This is a genomic window from Halorubrum sp. Hd13, assembly GCF_002252755.1.
Classification (GTDB): Archaea; Halobacteriota; Halobacteria; order Halobacteriales; family Haloferacaceae; genus Halorubrum.
On the sequence record NZ_NHOY01000115.1, the window covers coordinates 52,897 to 72,593 of the forward strand.

The following is a 19,697-nucleotide window of genomic DNA, read 5'->3' on the forward strand; positions in this document are numbered from 1 at the left end:
CCGCCGCGGCCCCGAAAGGATGCTTTCAAGCGGGCGCTCGCCGAACCGACGCGTATGTACGACGGTCTCAAGGGATTCCGCGACTTCTACCCCGGGGAGCAGTCCGCACGCCGGGAAGTGACCGACGCGATCGAGGACGCCGCGAGCCGGTACGGCTTCCGCGAGATCGCCACCCCCGCCCTAGAGCGGACGGAGATGTACGTCGACAAGTCCGGCGAGGAGATCGTCGAGGAGCTGTACGCCTTCGACGACAAGGGCGGCCGCGGCGTCTCCATGACGCCGGAGCTCACCCCCACCGTCGCCCGGATGGTCGTCGCGAAGGGCCAGGAGCTGTCGAAGCCGATCAAGTGGGTCTCAACCCGCCCGTTCTGGCGCTACGAGCAGGTCCAGCAGGGCCGGTTCCGCGAGTTCTACCAGACGAACATCGACGTGTTCGGCTCGTCCGCGCCCGAGGCCGACGCCGAGGTGCTCGCGGTCGCCGCCGACGCGCTCACCGACCTCGGGCTCACCGGCGACGACTTCGAGTTCCGCGTCTCGCACCGCGACATCCTCGGCGGGCTCGTCCGGGCGCTCGCCGCCGATCCCGACGCGGTCGACACCGCCGCGGCGATCCGCGCGGTCGACAAGCGCGCGAAGGTCGACGACGGCGAGTACCTCGGACTCCTCTCGGACGCGGGGCTCGACCGCGCGACCGCCCGCGAGTTCGACGACCTCATCTCGGGCGTCGACGCCCCCGAGGACCTCGACGCGGTGGCCGAGGCCGGCGGCGAGGAGGTCGCGGCCGCGGTCGAGAACCTGCGGAACGTGCTCGCCGCGGCCGACGACTTCGGCGCGGGCGAGTTCTGCGAGGTCTCGCTGACGACCGCCCGCGGGCTCGACTACTACACCGGCGTCGTCTTCGAGTGCTTCGACTCCACGGGCGAGGTGTCGCGCTCGGTCTTCGGCGGCGGGCGCTACGACGACCTGATCGAGAGCTTCGGCGGCCAGCCGACCCCCGCGGTCGGGGTCGCGCCCGGCCACGCCACCCTCAAGCTCCTCTGTCAGCGCGCCGGCGTCTGGCCCGACGAGGAGCTCTCGACCGACTACTACGTGCTCAGCGTGGGCGACACGCGGGGCGAGGCGGCCGCGCTCGCCCGCGACCTCCGCGCGCTCGACGACGGCGTCGTCGTCGAGAGCGACGTCTCCGGTCGCTCGTTCGGCGCCCAACTCGGCTACGCCGACTCGATCAACGCCGAGACCGTCGTGGTCGTCGGCGAGCGCGACCTCGGGAACGGCGAGTACACGGTGAAAGACATGGCGAGCGGCGACGAGACGACCGTGCCGGTCGAGGAGTTCCCGCCCGAGGACGGGCTCTCGACGTACGAGGACGACGAGTAGCGGGCGGCGGACGACGAGTCGCGACGAGACGGCGGGAGTCCTGAATCCTTTTCAGGGTCGCGACGGGACCGGAGGAACGATGATCCCGCTCGCGACAGCGATGCCGCCGACCGAGGTCGCCCTCCGCGTGGCGGCCGGCGTCGCCCTCATCCTGATCAACGCGTACTTCGTGGCGGTCGAGTTCGCCCTCACGCGGCTCCGGCAGTATCCGGAGTCGGAGATCGACACCCCCGGACTGCGGCGCGCGTGGGAGATGACGGACGACCTGGAGTTCTACCTCACCACCTGTCAGGTGTGGATCTCCGGGACGAGTATCGCCCTCGGTATCGTCGCGGAGCCGGGGCTCGCCGCGTTGTTCGCACCGATATTCGCGAACACGGCGTTCGCGTCAGCGGGCGCCGGGTCGCTGCTGGGCTTTTTCATCATCAACATGGTCCACCTCACCCACGGCGAGCAGACCCCGACGTACCTCGGCGTCGAGCGCTCGAAGCAGGTCGCCGGGTACGGCGCGCGGCCGCTGTACTGGTTCGCGTGGCTCATCTCGCCGCTGATCAAGTTCGGCGACTGGGTCGCGAAGGCCACCCTCGGGCTGTTCGGCGTCGAGATGACCGGGTCGTGGACCGAGACCGAAAGCGAGGTGTTGGAGACGCGCGCGGAGCTCCGCAACCGCCTCGGGTCGATGATGGAGGAGGTCGAGCTCCCCGAGGAGCGCCGCGAGGAGGTCCTCAACGCGCTCGCCGTCGACGAGCTCGGCGTGGCGGACCTGATGACGCCGGCCGACGAGGTCGTCTCGCTGTCGACGTCGGCGTCGATCGAGGAGAACCTCGACCGGATTCGCGACACGCCGCACACGCGGTTCCCGCTCGTGGGCGACGGTCCGAACGACTTCGAAGGGATCGTGTACGCCCCGTCGATCGTGAGCCGCTTCGAGGAGCTCCGGGCGGGGGAGACGACGTTCGAGGAGATCGCCGCCCCGCCGGTGACGGTCTCGCCGGAGACGAGCATCAGCGACGCATACGACCAGTTCCAGGCTGAGTCACAGGAGCTCGCGCTCGTCATCGAGGACGGCGAGATCGTCGGGCTCCTCACCGCGACCGACGCGCTGGAGGCGGTGATGGGACAGCTCGAGGACCCGCTCGACGCGGGCGATCTGTAGGCTGTCGGCGTCGACCGCGACGGCGACGGGGGAGCGCTCTCGTCACGGCCGCGACGGCGACGGGGGAGCGCTCTCGTCACGGCCGCGACGGCGACGGGGGAGCGCTCTCGTCACGGCCGCGACGGCGACGCAGGAGCGCTACTCGAACGCCTCGCGCAGGAACACTAGGGCCCCGCCCAGCATCGCGAGGTTGCCGAAGAAGGCCAGCCGCTCGCCGCTCTTGTCGTCCTCGTCGGCGTTCCAGAAGTCGTGCATCGTCGCGGTCACGACCGTGAGGAACGTCACGGCCGCACCCGTCGTGATACGGGGGGCTCGCCACAGCGCGATCCCGATCCCCGAGACGAGCATCATCCCCGACGCGAACGGGGCCGCGAGGTCGGGGGCGGGGACCCCGGCCGACTCCGCGTACTCGATCGTCTCGTCCATGTCGCGGAAGTCCTCGGAGGCCTGCGCCGCCAGTCCGACCCCGAGCAGCACGCGGCCGAGCCGCGAGGGCGCGCCGCGGCCGCCGGTCGTCGGCTCCTCGTCGCCCGGCGTCGTCTCGGCCGCCTCGGTGTCGCCGGCGTGGTCGGTGTCGTCGTCGGTCATGTGTGGACGCACGGTAGCGTGCCACATAAATCGACGTGCGGGATGACGCGGACGTCGACGTGCGGGATGACGCGGACATCGACGTGCGAGAGGGCGCGGAGCGCGCGGGCGTCGGGCGGCGGTCGCCGACTTACCCCCAGTTCCACCGGGCGTGGAGCCGGCGGACCGACAGGTCGAGCCAGAAGCCGATGAAGCCGATCACCAGCATGATCGCGGGGATCTCCGCGTAGGAGAACCGGTCGCGGGCGTCGAGGATGAGGTAGCCCAGCCCGGTGTTGACCCCGAGCATCTCCGCGGGGACGAGGATGATCCAGAGGATGCCGATCGAGAGGCGGATCCCCGTCAGCATGTCCGGGATCACCGCGGGGACGACGACCCGGCGGAGCAGGGCGCGCGTGTCGCCGCCGAGCGACTCGCCGACCGTGATCCAGTCGTCGTCGATGGTCGCGATCCCGTGGGCCGTGTTCAACACGATCGGCCAGAGGCCGGCCATAAACATCACGAACACCGCCGACCGGGTCCCCACGCCGAAGACGATGATGGCGATCGGGAACCACGCCAGCGGGGAGATCATCCGCATGAACTGGAAGAGGACCGTCGTCGCGCGCTCGGCCGCCTCGAAGTAGCCGACGACGACCCCGATCGGGAGCCCGACCGTCAGGCAGAGCGCGAGCGCGAGCCCGAACCGGTAGACGCTGACGAGCACGTGGTCGTAGAACTCGGGCGAGACGACGAGCTCGGCGAGGACGGCGACCGTCGCCGCCGGCGCGAAGTTCGTGATGATGCCGCTCCCGAGCGCCGTCACCGCCCACCAGACGGCGAGGCCGCCGAGGAGTCCGACCGCCGGCAGCAGGCGGCCGCGCTCCCCGAGCAGCTCAGAACCGTATCGTCTCCTGTCTCTCGTAGCCATCTTCCTCTGGGACGTCGAACGCCGGCGGGCCGCCGGCTTCTTCCAGCGCTGTGCGAACGGGGTCGTACGCGACGAGGTCGTCGGCGACCTCGGCGGGCTCTAACTCGTCGAGGAAGGCGTCCTCGCCCTCCACGCGGGTCTCGCGCATGCGACGGATCAGCTCCTCCGTGTACGAGGGGTACGGGTACGGGTAGAAGCCGATCCGGTCGATGTCCCACTCCTCGTTGCGGATCGCGCCCGATTCGAGGTACGGCTCGTGCTCGTCGTAGTGGGTGAGCGCGCGGTCGATCGGCTCGGGCCCCTGCGGCAGCAGGCCGCTCTCCGCCGAGGAGAGCAGCCGCGCGGCCTCGGACCGATTCCCTCGGAGGTACTGCTGGGCGTCGACGAGCCCGCTCATCACGTCGGTCGTCCACTCCGGCCGCGACTGCACCAGCTCCTCGCGCATCACGACGACGCAGCAGGCGTGCTCGCGCCAGACGTCGCCGGTGAACCGCAGGATCTTCCCGCCGGCGTCGAGCTCGCCGATCGCGTTGAACGGCTCGGCGACGATGTACCCCTCGATGGAGCCGTTCTCGAGCGCCGCGGGCATGTCCGGCGGCGGCGTCACGACGAGGTTCACCTCGTCGTCCGCCACCTCGTCGGCGGAGGAGTCCGTTCGGGGCGTGAGCCCGTGCTCGCGGAGCCCCATCTGGAGGATGACGTTGTGGATCGAGTACCAGAACGGAACGGCGACGGTGCCGCCGCCGAGGTCGGACCACTCGTCGACGTCCTGCTGGACCGTCAGCGCGGAGCCGTCCGTGTGGTCCCACGCGACGACCTGGACGTTCGCGTCCAGCTCGTCGCCGTAGCGCATCCACACCGTCATCGGCATCAGGAAGTGGGCGACGTTGACCTCGCCGGAGAGGAACGCCTCCGCGAGGTCGGACCAGCCGCGGAACAGTTTCGGCTCCGCGGCGTCGACGCCGTGGTCGGCGAAGTGGTCGTTGGCGTATCCCGTCAGCAGGGGCGCCGAGTCCGTGATCGGGAGGTAGCCGATCTCCGCGGTCGGCGGGCCGTCGCCCTCCCCGCCGCCCCCGAGACAGCCGGCCGTCGAGCCGACGCCGGCCGCCGCGAGCGACGCCAGCCCGGACTCCTTCATGAATTCGCGTCGGGAGAGCCCGCTCGTGCGGGCCGTCTCCGAGGGGTTCCGCCAGCCGGCGCCGCCGACGAGCTCGCGCGCGCTCTCGGCGACATCGGGGTCGACGTCGTCGTGGTTCGTGTGATGATCGTGCGTCATTCGAGTCCAACCGCCTCCAACTGTTCGAAGGTCGCCGCCCGCTCCGCGAGGAACGCCTCGTCGTCCCGCGACCGCGTCTCGCTGTCGATCCGCTCGACGTGTTCGATGCCCGCCGGGACCGGTCCCATTATCGCGACGCGGTCACCGAGGTACACCGCCTCGTCGATGTCGTGCGTGACGAACACGGCGGTGACGCCGAGCTCGTCGACGATCCGCAACAGCTCGTCCTGCAGCTCCATCTTCGTCAGCTGGTCGAGCGCAGAGAACGGCTCGTCGAGGAGCAGCACCTCGGGCTCGTTCGCGAGCGTCCGCGCGAGCGACGCGCGCTGCGCCATCCCGCCCGACAGGTCCGCGGTGTCGGCGTCCGCGACGCCGTCGAGCCCGACGAGGTCGAGCAGCTCGTCGATCAGGTCGGGGTCGGGCTCCTCGCCGCGGAGCTTCGGGCCGACTTCGACGTTCTCTCGCACCGAGAGCCACGGGTACAGCAGGGGGTCTTGGAAGACGACGCCCCACCGGTAGTCCGGGCCCGTCACCCGGTCGCCGTCGATCTCGACGCGGCCGCCGGTCGGCTCTTCGAGTCCCGCGAGCAGGTGCAGGAGGGTCGTCTTGCCGCAGCCGGACGGGCCGAGCAGACAGCAGACCTCGCCGGGGTCGACCGCGAGGTCGAGCCCGTCGAAGACGAGGGTCTCGTCGTACCGCTTCGTGAGGTCGCTGGCGACGACCGGCGCCGCGTCGGTCGCGCGACGGCCGTCGACGTCGGCGTCGGCGCCGACCGCGGACGCGGATTCGGGCCGGACGGCGGACTCCTCGTCGCCGTCGTCGGTCGCCGCCGCGCGGGACTCGAGGGACATCGATCAGTCCGCCGTCGCCTCGGGCTCGTCCTCTTCGGACGCCGCCTCGTCGTCCGGGATGACGCCCTCGTCATCGAGCTCTTCCGCGGTCCCGATGTCAGCGTCGTCGGGGACGAACCCCTTCTCGCGCATCCAGTCCGTGGTCGCGCCGATCCGGTCCTCGTCGGGGGCGCGCACGGGGAGGAACTCGCGGAGCTCGAACTCCTCGCGGAGCCGGTCGAAGTTCACGTCGTCGAAGGCCGCCTTGTCGGCCGCCTCGTCTTCCAGCAGCCCGACGTACCGGTCGGTGTACCCGTCGAGGTCGTCGTTGATGTCGGCGACCGCGCGGTTCAGCGCCGCGAGGAACCCCTCCAGCTTCTCCGGCTCGGGCTGCTCGCGCGTGGTGATGGCGGCGCGGCACGGGCCGTCGAACACCTCCTTCAGCTCCTCGTCGTAGCGGCCGAGCGTGACGAACGGCTCCAGCACCGCGATGGAGTCGACCTCGCCCTCTTTCACCGCGTCGAAGCGCTCCTCCGCCTCGCCGACGTGTTCGAGGACGACCTCGTCGTCCTCGAACCCCTCGTTCTCCAGCATCTCGCGCATCGAGTAGAAGGAGGTGGCGTACTTGTTGATCCCGACGGAGCGACCGCGCAGGTCGTCGATGGTCTCGGCGTCGTCGTCGGCGTCAACGAACACGACGCGGTCCCACTCGCTGTAGGAGCCGACGATGTCGCGGTCGGTCTCGGAGACCTCTTGGACCGCGTTCCACTCGCAGACGCCGTGGGTGCCGCCGTCCTCGTCCATGTCGTCCCACCAGTCGGCGTCGAAGGCGTTCTCGCCCTCGAAGTCCTGCGTCCCGGGCGCGAAGTACGAGAGGTCGGCGTCGACGCCCTCGTCCTCGAAGTACCCGTTCTCTTCCGCGACGTCTTGCACCAGTCTCCACGTGAAGTATTCGTGGGAGACATTGAGATCTGACATCGAATGCTTCTTAGTTTTATTGTAAGGTATAGCTCCGGAAACCGACAAGGATGAGCGGTGCAACCGGCTTCGCGCAAATGTTGCGGCGGCCGAACGGGTTCGGTCGGCGGTTCGGCGGAAACGGGATCGTCGATCGGCTCAAAACGCCGTCTCACGGGCGTTTTCGGCCGAGTGAGCGAACGGTTCGCATCCGAGATAGCAACAATACTTGTTCGTTTCTCCGTCGCCGTCGGGATGTCTGCGCCTCAGGCCCGCTCTATCCGCTCCAGCAGCGTCGCCGTCGCGTCGGCGTCGAACGCCATCGGCCGTCGCCACCACGGCCCCTTCCCCGAGTCGCTGGACAGCGCCGTGACGAGGCGGTTCGCGTCCGCGCCCGCCTCGGGGTCGCTCAGGGGGACGACGCGCTCGAAGCGGCCCGACGCCGCCGGGTCGCCGGCGACGACGACCCGCGCGTCGAACGGGTCGCGCTTCAGGTGGGCGTTGGTCGGCGCGAGCGCGGCCGCCGACTCGCGGTCGACCGCGGCGTCGCCGGTCCCGCCCCCCGTCTCGGAGCGGTCGCCGTCACCGACCGCGAGCACCCGCTCGACGCGGATACCGGCGAACAGGTACGCGCCCCAGTCGGGGGCGAGGTCGGCGTCGGGCGCGGGGTCGCCGTCGACCGCCGCGTCGGCCGACGCCCCGCCCGGCCCCGGCCAGCCGTGCGGCCGAAGCGACAGCGTCGCGTAGAACAGCAGCCAGTCGCCCGGGGCGAGGCCGGCGATCCGGCCGGCCTTCACGCCGTGGGGGTCGCCGTACGTCGCGCGGTCGCGGCCGTGGACGCCGGGGAGTTCCGGATCCAAGTGGACCGGCGTCGCGTGCAAGTCGGAGGGCACCGCGAAGGGGAGGTCGAGGTCGGCGTACGTCGGAAGCGGCTCGTCGACCGGGAATCGCTCGCGCGGGAGCGTCGCCGCCGACTCGGGGATCGGCACGTACGCGAACGACCCGTCCGGGTAGACGGGCCCGCGGAAACCGGGCTGGTTCGTGTTGGCGGCGACGTTGACGGCGACGGCGCGTGGGTCGCGCATTAAAAAGGGGAGTCCGGACGGGTCACTCCGCCGCGGCGGCGGGCGCGTCGTGGTCGATCTCGGTGCCGAGCAGGTCGAGGAACCCCGCGATCCACTCCGGGTGGTCGGGCCACGCCTGCCCGGTGACGAGGTTCCCGTCCGTCGTCACGCCGTCGACCCACGAGCAGCCGGCGGCCTCGACCTCGGGCCTGACCGCGGGGTAGGCGGTGATCTCGTAGCCGTCGAGCACGCCCGCGGCCGCGAGGATCTGCGGGCCGTGGCAGATCGACGCGACGGGCTTGTCGGCCTCGAAGAAGTGGCGCACCGCGTCGAGCACCTCGTCGTAGCCGCGCAGGTACTCGGGCGCGCGCCCGCCGGGGACGACCAGCGCGTCGTAGTCGGTCGGGTCGACGTCGTCGAACCCGTGAGTGAGCTCGAAGTCGTGCCCCCGGGTCTCCAGGTACGTCTGATCGCCGCGGAAGTCGTGGATCGCGGTCTTGACGCTGTCTCCGGCCTCCTTCTCCGGGCAGACGGCGTGGACTTCGTGGCCCACCGCCTGCAGCGCCTGGAACGGGACCATGATCTCGTAGTCCTCTCCGAAGTCGCCGACGATCATCAGAATCCGTTGTCCTGTCATGTGTGCAACACCACTCGGATATACGCGCTGCTGTCAAATAACGGTACTGGCGAGCGATGACATACCACGCCGACACCGTGTGACCGACCGCTACCCGCTCGACGGCTATTGATAACTCAATCGCACGGCGCGGCGGCGCGTGCCTGTGCGCGGCCGCCCGCGGCGGCCGCGAACAGCACCGCGCGAGGGACGCGGCGACCGAAGGGAGCCGCGAGGCTGGGGAGGCGTGAGGTGCGGTTGTTGTGTTGGGCGGGGCTTTAGAGGTGTTCGCTATCTCTCCGGCAGCAACGGGTATATCCGAGCGGCCGGGGCTTTGGAGGCGCTCCACAGCGGGCGTCGATCAGTTATTTACGATTGATCGACCGGAGCGGTCGAACCGCGACGCACCGGTAGTCGGTCCTACTTCGGCGGCCGCAGGTCCCGCTGGAACTCGTCGAACTGGTCGAGGTCGTCGGGGAGGTCGTACTCGATCTCGCGCTCGTCCTGGTTGTCGGGGAGCCGTCCGTCCTCCAGGTCGGCGGCGGCCTCCTCCCAGCCCGGTTTCACGCGGACGCTGCGGGCGGGCGAGCCGACGACGACGTGGTGGGCCGGGACGTCGCCCTGCACGACCGAGCGCGCGCCGACGACGCTGTTCTCGCCGATCCGACAGCCGGCGCGCACCATCGCGTCGTAGGTGACGCGGGCGTCCTCCTCGACGATCGTGTGGAAGTTGCGGACCTCGGTCTGATCGACGAGGTCGTGGTCGTGGCTGTAGAGGTGGACGCCGTCGGAGACCGACGCGCGGTCGCCGATCGTCAGCTTCCCCCGGTCGTCGAGGTGCACGTCGTCGTGGATCACGACGTTGTCGCCGACCTCGATGTTGTGGCCGTACGTGACGGAGATCCCCTTGAAAAAGCGGCAGTCGTCCCCGCACTCGGCGAACAGGTGGTTTCCGAGCATCTGGCGGAACCGGAGCGCGAACTCGACGTTGTCCGCCATCGGCGTCGCGTCGAACTGGCGCCAGAGCCACTGGAGGTGCTTCGAGCGCTGGAAGCGGTCCTCGTCCTTCTCGGCGTAGTACTCCGACTCCAGCGTCGCGTTGCACGGGTCGTACCCCTGCAGGCGGACGCGCTCGGCCCGCGACACCGACTCCCCGTCCTGCCACGCCTCCCAGCGCTCGCGGTCGCCGTGGAGGTCGATCAGGACGTCGCGAACGACGTTACAGGTGTCCTCGTCCGAGGAGAGCCGCTCGTCCACCTCGTCGATTAACCCTCGGACCCCGGCCTCTGCGCCGTCGGGGAGGGACACGTGTCGCTTTGTCATCGGGCCACCTTCGTCACCGTGCTTCAAAGGGATTCGGTTGTGCGGCGGGCGCGCTTCAGCGACCGACGGTCGTGGCGCCCGCGCGCCGGCGATCGTGAGCAACAGGGCGATTCTCGGGACCGGAACTCGCGAGAGGCGACGTATCGGCGGCGAAGAGCCGTCCGAGATCATGTATTTTCAACATAATTATTGATCCAACAACACTTTTGAGACGGTTCGCTGTACTGATACGCGGTACCACATGCCAGAAGTAAAATTCGAGGTCGACGTCGACAGCCCGCCGGACGAGCAGCCGACGGCCAAGCCGTTCAACCGATGGCACCCCGACATCCCGGCCGTCGTGGAGGCGGAGCCGGGGGAGACGATTCGGCTCGAAGCGCTGGACTGGACGGGCGGACAGATATCGGACAACGACGACCCGAACGAGGTCAGGGACGTGGACCTGACGCAGGTGCATTACCTCGCCGGCCCGGTCCGCGTCGAGGGGGCTGAGCCCGGCGACCTGTTGAAAGTCGAGTTCCACGACATGGGACCGCTGAACGACCGCTCCGAGTTCGGCTTCACCGGGACCTTCTCCCAGCAGAACGGGGGCGGCTTCCTCACCGATCACTTCCCGGACGCCGCGAAGTCGATCTGGGAGATCAACGGGTACACCGTCTCCTCGCGGCACGTCCCCGACGTCCGCTACGAGGGGAAGATCCATCCGGGGCTCGCGGGCTGTGCGCCGAGCCAAGAACTCCTCGAGGAGTGGAACGAACGGGAGCAGGAGCTGATCGACAGACACGAGGAAGACCCGAGCTCGATCCCGAATCACCCGACCGGAGAGGCGGAGCCGGGCGTCGCGAACCCGCCGACCACGGAGGGCGCACAGATGGGCGAGATGGACCCGGAGGAGGCGGAGGCGGCGGCCGAGGAGGCCGCGAGGACCGTACCGCCGCGCGAACACGGCGGGAACCACGACATCAAGGACCTCTCCATCGGCTCGACGGTGTACTTCCCCGTCTACGTCGAGGGGGCGAACTTCGCGCTGGGAGACTTCCACGCCTCGCAGGGCGACGGGGAGATCACGTTCTGCGGCGCGATCGAGATGGCGGCGTACGCGGACGTGGAGTTCGACCTGATCAAAGACGGGATGGAGAAACACGGCGTCGACCACCCGATCTTCGAACCCGGCCACCGCGGCCCCAACTTCGAGGACTACGTCACGTTCTGCGGCTACTCCGTGACCGAGGACGGCGAGCAGCGCTACATCGACTCGCACACCGCCTACCGCCGGGCGTGTCTGCAAGCCATCGACTACCTCAAGAAGTTCGGCTACACGGGTCAGCAGGCGCTCCATATCCTCGGGACGGTCCCCGCCGAGGGGCGCCAGAGCGGCGTCGTCGACGTTCCGAACGCGTGCTCGACGCTGGCGGTCCCGAAGGGCGTCTTCGAGTTCGACGTCTCCCCCGGTAACCTCGACAATCGGGCGGACCGCGGCGACCTCCTCGTCACCGACGACCCGCTCGAGTGAGCGAGACGATACGAGATGACGTTCACGACCGAAGCGACGGCGGGAGCGAGCACCGAAAGGGGACCCGACGATCCGCTCGGGCCCGGGAAGGCGATCGCGGCGACGCTCCGGAGCACGCTCGGCCCGAACGGGCTGGACAAGATGGTGATCGACCGGAGCGGAAGCGTCGTCGTGACGAACACCGGCGCGACCGTCCTCGACGGGCTGGAGATCGACGCCCCGATCGGCCGCGTGATACGGGACGCGGTTCAGGCGCACGCGCGGCACGTCGGCGACGGGACCACTACGACGGCCCTGCTCGTCGGCGCGCTCCTCGGCGCGGCCGACGGACTCGCCGATCAGGGCCTCCACCCGACCTCGATCGTGGACGGCTACGCCGGCGCGGCCTCGCACGCCCGCGACGCGCTCCGCGAGCTCAGCGTGCCGGTCGAGCCGGGCGACGAGCGGCTCCGAGAGGTCGCGTCGACGGCGGTCACGGGCCGCTGGGACGCGGCGTCTGCCCGGCGGTTCGCCGACATCACGGTGGACGCGCTGCGCGCGGTCGACTGCGACCCCGCCCGGCTCACGGTCCACGCGTATCCCGGCGGCGAACTGGCCGACTCGAAGCGGGTGAACGGGATCCTCGTCGACGTCGACGGCTCGTCGACGACGGTCGGCGAGTCCGGGGGCGGCGGCCGCCGAGCGCTCGCGGACCCGACGATCGCGCTCATCGACGGCGAGGTGGCCGTTCCCGCCGCCGAGGCGTCGGGACGGGTGACCGTTGAGAGCCCCGACGACCTCGCGGCCGTCAGGGAGCACGAACGGGCGAGCAGAAGCGGGCTGGTTCGGTCGGTCACGGACCGCGATGTCGACGTGCTCGTGTGTCAGAAGTCGATCGACCACGGGGCGAAGACCGAACTCGCGCGCGCCGGCGTGCTCCCCGTCGAGCGCACCAGACGGGACGAGTTCGACGCGATCGCTCGCGCCGCGAACGCGACCGCAGTGACCGCGGTCGCGGACCTCGACCGGGACGCGCTCGGGGCGGTCGGTTCGGTCCGCTGTCGGTCGGTCGGCGGTGGCGCCGTGATCGAGCTCTCGGGCCTCCCGGGCGAGTCGCACGAGTCGCTCCTCCTACGCGGCGGGACGCCGCACGTCGCCGAGGAGACGAAGCGGATCGTCGAGGACTGCCTCGCGGTCTCGCGTCACGCCGCTCGCGGCGGCGGCGCGGTTCCGGGCGGCGGCGCAGCCATGATGGCCGTCTCCCGCGCCGTGGCCGACCGCGCGTCGGGCGTCGACGATCGGTCGGCGCTCGCGGTGGAGGCGTTCGCGGACGCGGTGACCGTGATCCCGCGAACGCTCGCGAGGAACGCGGGCGCGGACCCGATCGACGCATTGGTCGCGCTCCGCAACCGTCACCGCGACGGGGAGACGGCCGCCGGCGTCGCCCGCTCCGGCGCGGTCCGCGACATGTTCGACGCGGGCGCGGTCGAGCCGGTCGCGGTCCCCGCGCGCTGCCTCGAGACCGCGGTCCGGACCGCGGGGCTCGTGCTGCGCGTCGACGAGACGCTGGACGCGGAGGCGATCGAGGGGCACGGGGACGACGGCGACGGACGCGGTCATCCCGGGGACGACCGTCACGGCCACGGGAGCGACGGCGAAGGTGAAAGCGACGGTCACGCCGGCGGCTACCCGTGGGCGCTGAGCCACTGATCGGGCCGTCCGCCTCCGGCGGTCGCTTATGAATCGGCGCCGCAGTCCCGCGGCGTGGGGGAGACCGCACCCGCTAAGTGTCCCGATCCCCAAATCGGGGTATGCAACAGCGCGAACTCGGGAACTCGGGCGTCGAGGTCTCGGAGATCGGCTTCGGCGCGTGGGTCGTCGGCACCGACTGGTGGGGCGACCGCTCGGACGAACAGGCGGTCGAGATGGTCGAGGAGGCCCTCGACGCCGGCGTCACCTACGTCGACACCGGCGACGTGTACGGCCACGGCGACAGCGAGGCGATCATCGGGAAAGCGATCGACGGCCGCCGCGACGAGGTGACGCTGTCGACGAAGATCGGCTACGACTTCTACGACAACCCGCAGGCCGGCCACGGCGAGCTCCCGAAGGAGCTGAACGAGGAGTACCTCACCGAGGCGTTCGAGGCCTCGTTGGACCGACTCGACACCGACTACGTCGACGTGCTCCAGCTTCACAACGCCAACGTCGACGAGGTGACCCCAGAGGTGCGCGACCTCCTCCGCGAGTGGAAGGCCGAGGGGCGCGTCCGCGCGCTCGGCTGGGCGCTCGGCCCCTCGATCGGCTGGCTCGCCGAGGGCGACGCCGCCGTCGAGTACGAGGAGTTCGACGCGGTCCAGACCGTGTTCAACCTCTTCGAGCAGGAGCCCGGGCGCCACTTCGTCGATACCATCCGCGAGACGGGCTCGGACACCTCCGTGATCGCCCGCGTCCCGCACTCCTCCGGCCTGCTCAACGAGCAGGTGACGCCCGACACCGTCCTCGAAGACGGCGACCACCGCTCGCACCGCCCGAAGGAGTGGTACGAGACCGGCTGGGAGAAGGTCGAGGCGATCCGCTTCCTCGAGGACCCGGACGGCGTCGAGGGGACCCGCACGATGGCGCAGGCCGCGATCCGCTGGCTGCTCGCCCACGACGAGGTCGCGTCCGTCACGCCGACGTTCCGCGACGGCGACGACATCGCCGAGTGGAGCGCCGCCGCCGACGTGCCGCCGATCTCCGACGCGGAGTACGACCGCCTGGACGAGCTGTACGCCCGCAACTTCGACGTCGACCGCGACGACGGGATGGACGTCCTCCGCACCTCCGTCGACGGCGAGGACATCGAGGCGGCCGGCCTCGACAAGCGCGCCGCGTCGTACTGACCTCGGACCGCCCGGCGTCCCGGGTTCCCGACGTACCGCTCCGACGGACCGTCGCCGATCCGAACCCGCCTTTTTCGCGTCGAGACCGCGGGACTGCGAGCCGTCGACGGCGCTCCCGACCACTTTCGCCGCGCTCCCGGCCGAAACCGCTTTCGCCGCGCTCCCGGCGGAACGGTGATCGCCCGCGGGCGAGAGCCGCGGCTCGGCGCGTCGAGCGTGGTGGCTCGGTAGGAAACCCTCGTCACAAGGGGCTCAGTGGGGGTAACACGTCGTCACGGCCACCACAGTCGCTGTTTGCCGCCTTGCTCTTATAAACGCCACGCGACGCCGCCGGCCGCGAGCGGGCCGGCGAGATCCCCGCGGGAGGCGAGGGCGTCGGGCTACTCCTCGCCGTCGCCGAACTGCGCGTCGTAGGCGTTCTGAATCTCGATCTTCGTCCCGCGGCTGATGTCGTCGTAGTCGTACTGCACCCCGTATCGGTCGTTGGTGATCTCGTCGCGGGTCCGGATCTCGTCGGGAGTCACGTCGTCGGGGAACGGCTGCCGGTTGTAGATCGCCTGCACCTCCCCCGTCTGTTCGGCGTCGAGCTCCGCGAAGTCGGCGTCGTACAGCGCTCGACTGATGTTGTCGCGGCTGTGCCCCGGGTCGGACGGGAGCGACCCGAACTGCGCGTCGTACGCGTTCTGCACCTCGATCGCGGCGTCGCGATCCAGCTCGGAGAACGACGCGTTGTATCGGGCGTCGCTTATCTCGTCGCGGGTGTCGACCTCGGCGGGGTCGGCGTCGCCGGGGAACGGCTGCCGGTTGTAGATCGCCTGCACTTCGCCGACCGTTTTGCTACCGAGGTCCTCGAAGGCGACGCCGTACTTCGCTCGGCTGATCTCGTCGCGAGAGGTCGGTCCGCCGTCGTCGGACGCGTCTCCGTCGCCGGTCGACGCAGACCCGCCGGAGTAGTCGCTCTCAGACGTGATCGTGGCGCCGGTCACTGTCGTTACGTTGTACCGGGTGCCGTTCTCGTTCGCGAGCGCGTCGACGCGCAGTCCGAGGTCGGTCGTGCCGACGGCGTGCCCCTCGATCGCGAGCGTCGCGACGGTGACGCTCCCGTTGTCGTCGGTGTCCGCGGGCACCGCCGTCACGTTGGCCGCGGCGCCGTCCTCGACGAAGACGACCTCGGTCGTCGCGTCGGACGCGCCGCCCCGCGCGGTGACGTCCGCCACCGTGGCGTAGGTGACGTCCTCCACGTCGACGGTGAACTCGTAGGCCCCGACGCCGCCGGACGCGTTCGCGACGACCACGTCGTACGTCGTCGTCTCGCCGGGGTCGACCGTTTCGCCGGTGACCTCCGGTTCGTCGGCGTCGACCGGAACCCCGCTCGGGAGGAGTCGCACGGCGGTCTCGGGACCGGGATCCGACCGCGCGGCCGCCTCCACGTCGACGACCCCGGTCACGGAGTCGTTCTCGGTGGAGACGCCGTGGCGGTGCGATCCGGGGTCGACGTCGGTCACGTTCACGCCGCTGAACGTGACGGTCTCCCTGTCGTGACCCGCGAGCGTCACCTCTCGGGTGGCCACCACCCTGTCGGCTTCGAAGGGCTCGTCGGAATCGACCGTTTCGTCGGCGGCGGCCGTTCCGTTGCCGGTGGCCGTTTCGTTGCCGGTGGCCGTTCCGTTGCCGGTGGCCGTTCCGTTTCCGACGACCGCTTCGCTGTCGGCGAGATCGAGTTCGTACCGGACCGTCTGGGTCGCCTCCAGGTCGCCGTCGTTGGTGACCGACACGGAGACGTTGAACGGCTCCCCCTGCGTCACGTTGTGAGACGCGTTCAGCCTCGACACCCGGAACTCCGCCGGGTCCGGGTTCGGTTCGACCGCGATCGCGGCGCCGCCCACGTCGGTGACGTTGTACGAGTCCCCGGCGTCGGTGTCGAGCCCGTCGACGCGCAGCCCGACGTCGCTGGTTCCGGGGGCGTCGCCGCCGACCGTCACGGTCGCGACGACGACGCTCCCCCCGTCGGCCGCGTCCGTCGGTGCGGCCGTCAGGTTGGCCGACGAGCCGTCGGGGGCTATCGAGACCTCGGCCGCCTCGGCGGACTGGTTCCCGCGCAGGGAGACCTCCCTTATCGAGGCCACGCTCGGGTCGTCGACGCTGACGACGGCGACGTGGTCGCCGACGCCGCCGGACGCGTTCGCGACGACCACGTCGTACGTCGCCGTCTCGCCCACGCGGACCGTCGCGTCGCTCGGTCCGAGGTGAACCGCGGTTTCGGGAGCCGACGTCGGCTCCTGCTGTTGAGCGAACGGGACGTCGAAGCCGCCGGTGGGTCCGACGCCAGCGACGGCCCCGCCGATGCCGCCGATGCCGACCACCGCGATCGCCGCGAGGACGACGACGCTCTTCGCGTTGAGCGTCGCGGAGAGGGAGCCGATGCTCATCGGCTCGACACCTCGTTGAACAGCTTCCGGACATCGACGACGTCCACGGCGCCGTCGTCGCTGAAGTCGAACGCGTCCGGGTGGCTCCGGATCAGCTCGTCGTCCCGGTTCGCGAACATGGCTTCCACGTCGTCGCCGTCGACGTCGCCGTCGCCGTCGACGTCCTCGTAGCGACCGTCCCCGTCCGGGTCGGTCGGCTGACTCTCGAAGTCGCCTATCGCCTGTCCCCCGAAACAGACGGGGTCGCCGCCGCGGACGGGCTCGACCGACCACGGGACGAACTCGACGTCGCCGTCGACCTCGTCTCCCGCCGGGGCCGCCGCCGGGGTCTCCGCCGCGACGGGCCCGGTCGGGTCGCCCCAGAAGTTACACGACGCGACCGCGGTCTGCGCCGACGCGTTCCGAACGCCGAACTCCTCGTTGCCCTCGATGTCGTTCCCGGTGAACTCGTACTCGGGCGTCGAATCGCCGAAGCCGTCGGCGACGCCCGATAGCAGGATCCCGGTCCGGTTGCCGACGATCGCGTTTCCGCTGACGGCTCCGCCGCTGGAGGTGAACTCGATCCCCGGACCGTCGTTGTCCCGGATCTCGTTCCCGACGACGGTGGCGTCGCCGAGGTCCCCCGGCGCGACGAGGCCGATCAGTCGCAGGCCGAACCCGTCGTTGTCGGCGACGGTGTTGTCGACGAACGTCCCCGCGCCGGTGGCGACGCCGGCGCCGTTGTCTCGCACCGTGCTGCGCTTCAGCTCCGTGACGTGCCCCGAGTTGGTGGACACTGCCGCATCCGTGTTTCCGCTCAGCGTGGTCTCCGTTATCGATAGCCGGGTGCCCTCAGTGGTGCCGATACCAATTTTGTTTCCGCTGATGACAGAGTTGCGGACCGTGATCCGCCTCTCCGGCCCGCCGCGGACCCCGACGGCGTTGTCCGTGATGGAGACGTCCGCGAGCGTTATCTCGCCGTCCGCGAACGCGAGGGACGCGCCCGCGGCGAAGTTCGCTATCCGCAGGTCTCTGACGACGGCCCCCTCGTCGCGGCCGAGGTCGAACGCGATACCGATCCCCGAGCCGTCGCCGGAGATCGCGTGTCCGTTCCCGTCCAGCGTGACGCCGGGACCGAGAGTGAGACAGTCGCCCTCCGCGTCGAGGTCGTCGACGAGGACGTACTCGCCCGGTTCGGTCAGCGACGTGCACCGATTGATCTCCGTCGGTTCGGCGGCCGTCGTGGGGGCTCCGGAGAGCCCGATCGCCGCCCCCCCGACCACGAGACCGCCTCTCTGAAGTGCTGTTCGGCGCGATATCTTCTCGTCTGGGCCACCGTCGGTCATGACGGAGTATCGGGGGGTAGCCCGAATTGTTATTAGCTAGCTTATAAAAATAAGAGAGATTATAACGATATCTCGGGGGAACGAACGGGACCGCAGTCGCGGTACTGCACCGCGCCGATCTCGGGGACGCCGACGTCGGGTCCCTCTCACCGCCCGCCACGTCGCGGATGGCGCCCCGCTCGATGAACTACCCCGGGGAACCGCGACGACAGGCCCGGGGAGGGCGTCGTCTCGCGCCGGTGCCGCGGGCACCTCTTCTCGCGCCGGTCTCACGCGCATCGCGTCGGTCCAGTCGTCCGGTCGGCTCGAACTGAACCGATAGCCGAGGGGGAGGACGGCGATACGGGTCGTCGCCGGCGACGGCACCTCCGACAGTTTTGTCAGAAAATAATGATTTCCGAATGACTATTACGGTGGAACGGTATGTGTTTAGTGATGATTAAAGGGGTAGAGGGAAGCCAAATCAACGAATCCGCCGAAACCGGGGACGGCCAGCGGTTGACGACGACCAACGTGTTCGACGTTCTCAAGAACGACCGGCGGCGGGCGGTCATGCGGTACCTCCACGAGCACGGCGGATCCGCGGAGCTCTCCGACGTCGCCGAACACGTCGCCGCGCGCGAAAACGACACCGCCGTTCGACAGCTCACCTCGCAGGAGCGGAAGCGCGTTCGCATCGCCCTCTATCAGTGTCACCTCCCGCGGATGGACGCGCTCGGGGTGGTCGACTTCGACAACGACCGCGGGACGGTCGCGCTTCGGGACGCCGCGTCGCAGGTTCAGGTGTACCTGGAGTTGGATCCCGAGGCCGACCGGAACGCGGCCGCGTCGGAGCGGACCGCGTTCCTGCTCGCCGTGGGTATCGCGGCGGTCGTCACGGCCGGAGCGCTCGGGCTCGGAGTGCTCTCGGCGGTGCCTCCGGCCGGATGGACGATGGTGAGCGTCCTCGCGCTCGTCGGGATCGCCGGTCGGCAGTGGCGGGCCTGAACGGGGGTTCCGGATCCGCGGTCTTCCCGCCGCGTTAACAGAAGCATACCGGGAGCCGGCGAGCGACGGGACCGGCTCGAGAGCGGGCGTGGACCGAAATCCAGTGTTTACGTCTTTATAACAAAGCGAGGGTCCGGCGAAACGTGGACCATGCCTGATCCCCTTTTCGAGCTCACGAGCTTCCAACGGGATCTCCTCTACGTGATCGCGGGAGCCGAGAGACCGTCGGGACAAGAGATCAAAACGGAGCTACAGACGTCGATGGATGAAATCACCCACGGCCGGCTCTATCCGAACCTCGATACGCTGGTCGAGCGGGGGTACATCGAAAAGGGCGAGAGCGACCGTCGCACGAACTTCTACGAGCTGACGGAGAAGGGGATGGAGGGCCTCCGCGAACGCCGCCAGTGGGAGGGCCGCTACGTGGAGCTGTGATCGGTCGTCGACCGACGTCACCGGCCCCCGTCTCGGGGTGAAGCCGC

Annotated in this window: 17 protein-coding genes; 7 read left to right on the top strand and 10 right to left on the bottom strand. The window is 69.9% G+C overall.

All coding sequences use genetic code 11. From position 1 onward, the window contains the following. Window positions 1-54: 54 nt before the first annotated feature. The gene (gene hisS, locus DJ81_RS15700; RefSeq protein ID WP_094525848.1) at window positions 55-1,377 is read left to right on the top strand and encodes a histidine--tRNA ligase; all 1,323 of its coding nucleotides are present in this window, start codon (window positions 55-57) and stop codon (window positions 1,375-1,377) included. A gap of 79 nt (window positions 1,378-1,456) precedes the next feature. Further along, on the top strand, window positions 1,457-2,533 hold the full coding sequence (locus DJ81_RS15705) for a CNNM domain-containing protein (RefSeq protein ID WP_094525849.1): 1,077 nt from the start codon (window positions 1,457-1,459) through the stop codon (window positions 2,531-2,533). 138 nt (window positions 2,534-2,671) lie between these two features. Here DJ81_RS15705 and DJ81_RS15710 read toward each other — a convergent pair whose 3' ends face one another. The 8 genes from DJ81_RS15710 to DJ81_RS15745 form a co-directional block, all read right to left on the bottom strand. After that, window positions 2,672-3,121, bottom strand: a complete 450-nt coding sequence (locus DJ81_RS15710; protein WP_094590498.1) for a DoxX family protein — start codon at window positions 3,119-3,121, stop codon at window positions 2,672-2,674. Between the two features lie 130 nt (window positions 3,122-3,251). Further along, window positions 3,252-4,031 carry an ABC transporter permease gene (locus tag DJ81_RS15715; protein WP_094590500.1) on the bottom strand — a complete coding sequence of 260 codons (780 nt, stop codon included), beginning with the start codon at window positions 4,029-4,031 and terminating at the stop codon, window positions 3,252-3,254. After that, window positions 3,997-5,307 carry an ABC transporter substrate-binding protein gene (locus DJ81_RS15720; RefSeq protein ID WP_094590502.1) on the bottom strand — a complete coding sequence of 437 codons (1,311 nt, stop codon included), beginning with the start codon at window positions 5,305-5,307 and terminating at the stop codon, window positions 3,997-3,999. Before DJ81_RS15720 ends, DJ81_RS15715 begins: the two co-directional genes overlap by 35 nt. Continuing rightward, window positions 5,304-6,158, bottom strand: a complete 855-nt coding sequence (locus DJ81_RS15725; protein ID WP_094557616.1) for an ABC transporter ATP-binding protein — start codon at window positions 6,156-6,158, stop codon at window positions 5,304-5,306. The genes DJ81_RS15720 and DJ81_RS15725 overlap by 4 nt, the downstream gene beginning before the upstream one ends. A gap of 3 nt (window positions 6,159-6,161) precedes the next feature. Then, complete coding sequence (locus tag DJ81_RS15730) at window positions 6,162-7,115, bottom strand: ABC transporter substrate-binding protein (protein ID WP_094525858.1); 954 nt, start codon at window positions 7,113-7,115, stop codon at window positions 6,162-6,164. Window positions 7,116-7,360: 245 nt separating this feature from the next. Beyond that, window positions 7,361-8,179: a hypothetical protein gene (locus DJ81_RS15735; protein ID WP_094527252.1), complete on the bottom strand. Its 819-nt coding sequence runs from the start codon at window positions 8,177-8,179 to the stop codon at window positions 7,361-7,363. 22 nt (window positions 8,180-8,201) lie between these two features. After that, window positions 8,202-8,795 (bottom strand): DJ-1/PfpI family protein, encoded by a 594-nt coding sequence (locus DJ81_RS15740; protein ID WP_094590504.1) that lies wholly within the window; start codon window positions 8,793-8,795, stop codon window positions 8,202-8,204. 399 nt (window positions 8,796-9,194) lie between these two features. Further along, the gene (locus DJ81_RS15745; RefSeq protein WP_094525861.1) at window positions 9,195-10,097 is read right to left on the bottom strand and encodes an acyltransferase; all 903 of its coding nucleotides are present in this window, start codon (window positions 10,095-10,097) and stop codon (window positions 9,195-9,197) included. A gap of 241 nt (window positions 10,098-10,338) precedes the next feature. Between DJ81_RS15745 and fmdA the strand changes: the two genes are divergently transcribed. From fmdA to DJ81_RS15760, 3 genes are all read left to right on the top strand, one after another. Further along, complete coding sequence (gene fmdA / locus DJ81_RS15750) at window positions 10,339-11,610, top strand: formamidase (RefSeq protein ID WP_094590505.1); 1,272 nt, start codon at window positions 10,339-10,341, stop codon at window positions 11,608-11,610. 15 nt (window positions 11,611-11,625) lie between these two features. Then, window positions 11,626-13,299 carry a TCP-1/cpn60 chaperonin family protein gene (locus DJ81_RS15755; protein WP_094590507.1) on the top strand — a complete coding sequence of 558 codons (1,674 nt, stop codon included), beginning with the start codon at window positions 11,626-11,628 and terminating at the stop codon, window positions 13,297-13,299. 101 nt (window positions 13,300-13,400) lie between these two features. Next, window positions 13,401-14,474 carry an aldo/keto reductase gene (locus DJ81_RS15760; RefSeq protein ID WP_094527249.1) on the top strand — a complete coding sequence of 358 codons (1,074 nt, stop codon included), beginning with the start codon at window positions 13,401-13,403 and terminating at the stop codon, window positions 14,472-14,474. Between the two features lie 380 nt (window positions 14,475-14,854). Here DJ81_RS15760 and DJ81_RS19370 read toward each other — a convergent pair whose 3' ends face one another. Together DJ81_RS19370 and DJ81_RS15770 are read right to left on the bottom strand one after the other, a co-directional pair. Continuing rightward, the gene (locus DJ81_RS19370) at window positions 14,855-16,903 is read right to left on the bottom strand and encodes a hypothetical protein (RefSeq protein ID WP_094590509.1); all 2,049 of its coding nucleotides are present in this window, start codon (window positions 16,901-16,903) and stop codon (window positions 14,855-14,857) included. Next, window positions 16,900-18,165: a right-handed parallel beta-helix repeat-containing protein gene (locus DJ81_RS15770; RefSeq protein WP_094590511.1), complete on the bottom strand. Its 1,266-nt coding sequence runs from the start codon at window positions 18,163-18,165 to the stop codon at window positions 16,900-16,902. The genes DJ81_RS19370 and DJ81_RS15770 overlap by 4 nt, the downstream gene beginning before the upstream one ends. Window positions 18,166-18,663: 498 nt before the next feature. Between DJ81_RS15770 and DJ81_RS15775 the strand changes: the two genes are divergently transcribed. Beyond that, entirely contained in the window at window positions 18,664-19,215 is a 552-nt protein-coding gene (locus DJ81_RS15775; protein WP_094590513.1) for a hypothetical protein, read from the top strand. Between the two features lie 150 nt (window positions 19,216-19,365). Then, window positions 19,366-19,650: a PadR family transcriptional regulator gene (locus DJ81_RS15780; RefSeq protein ID WP_094527244.1), complete on the top strand. Its 285-nt coding sequence runs from the start codon at window positions 19,366-19,368 to the stop codon at window positions 19,648-19,650. The last annotated feature ends 47 nt before the right edge of the window (window positions 19,651-19,697 follow it).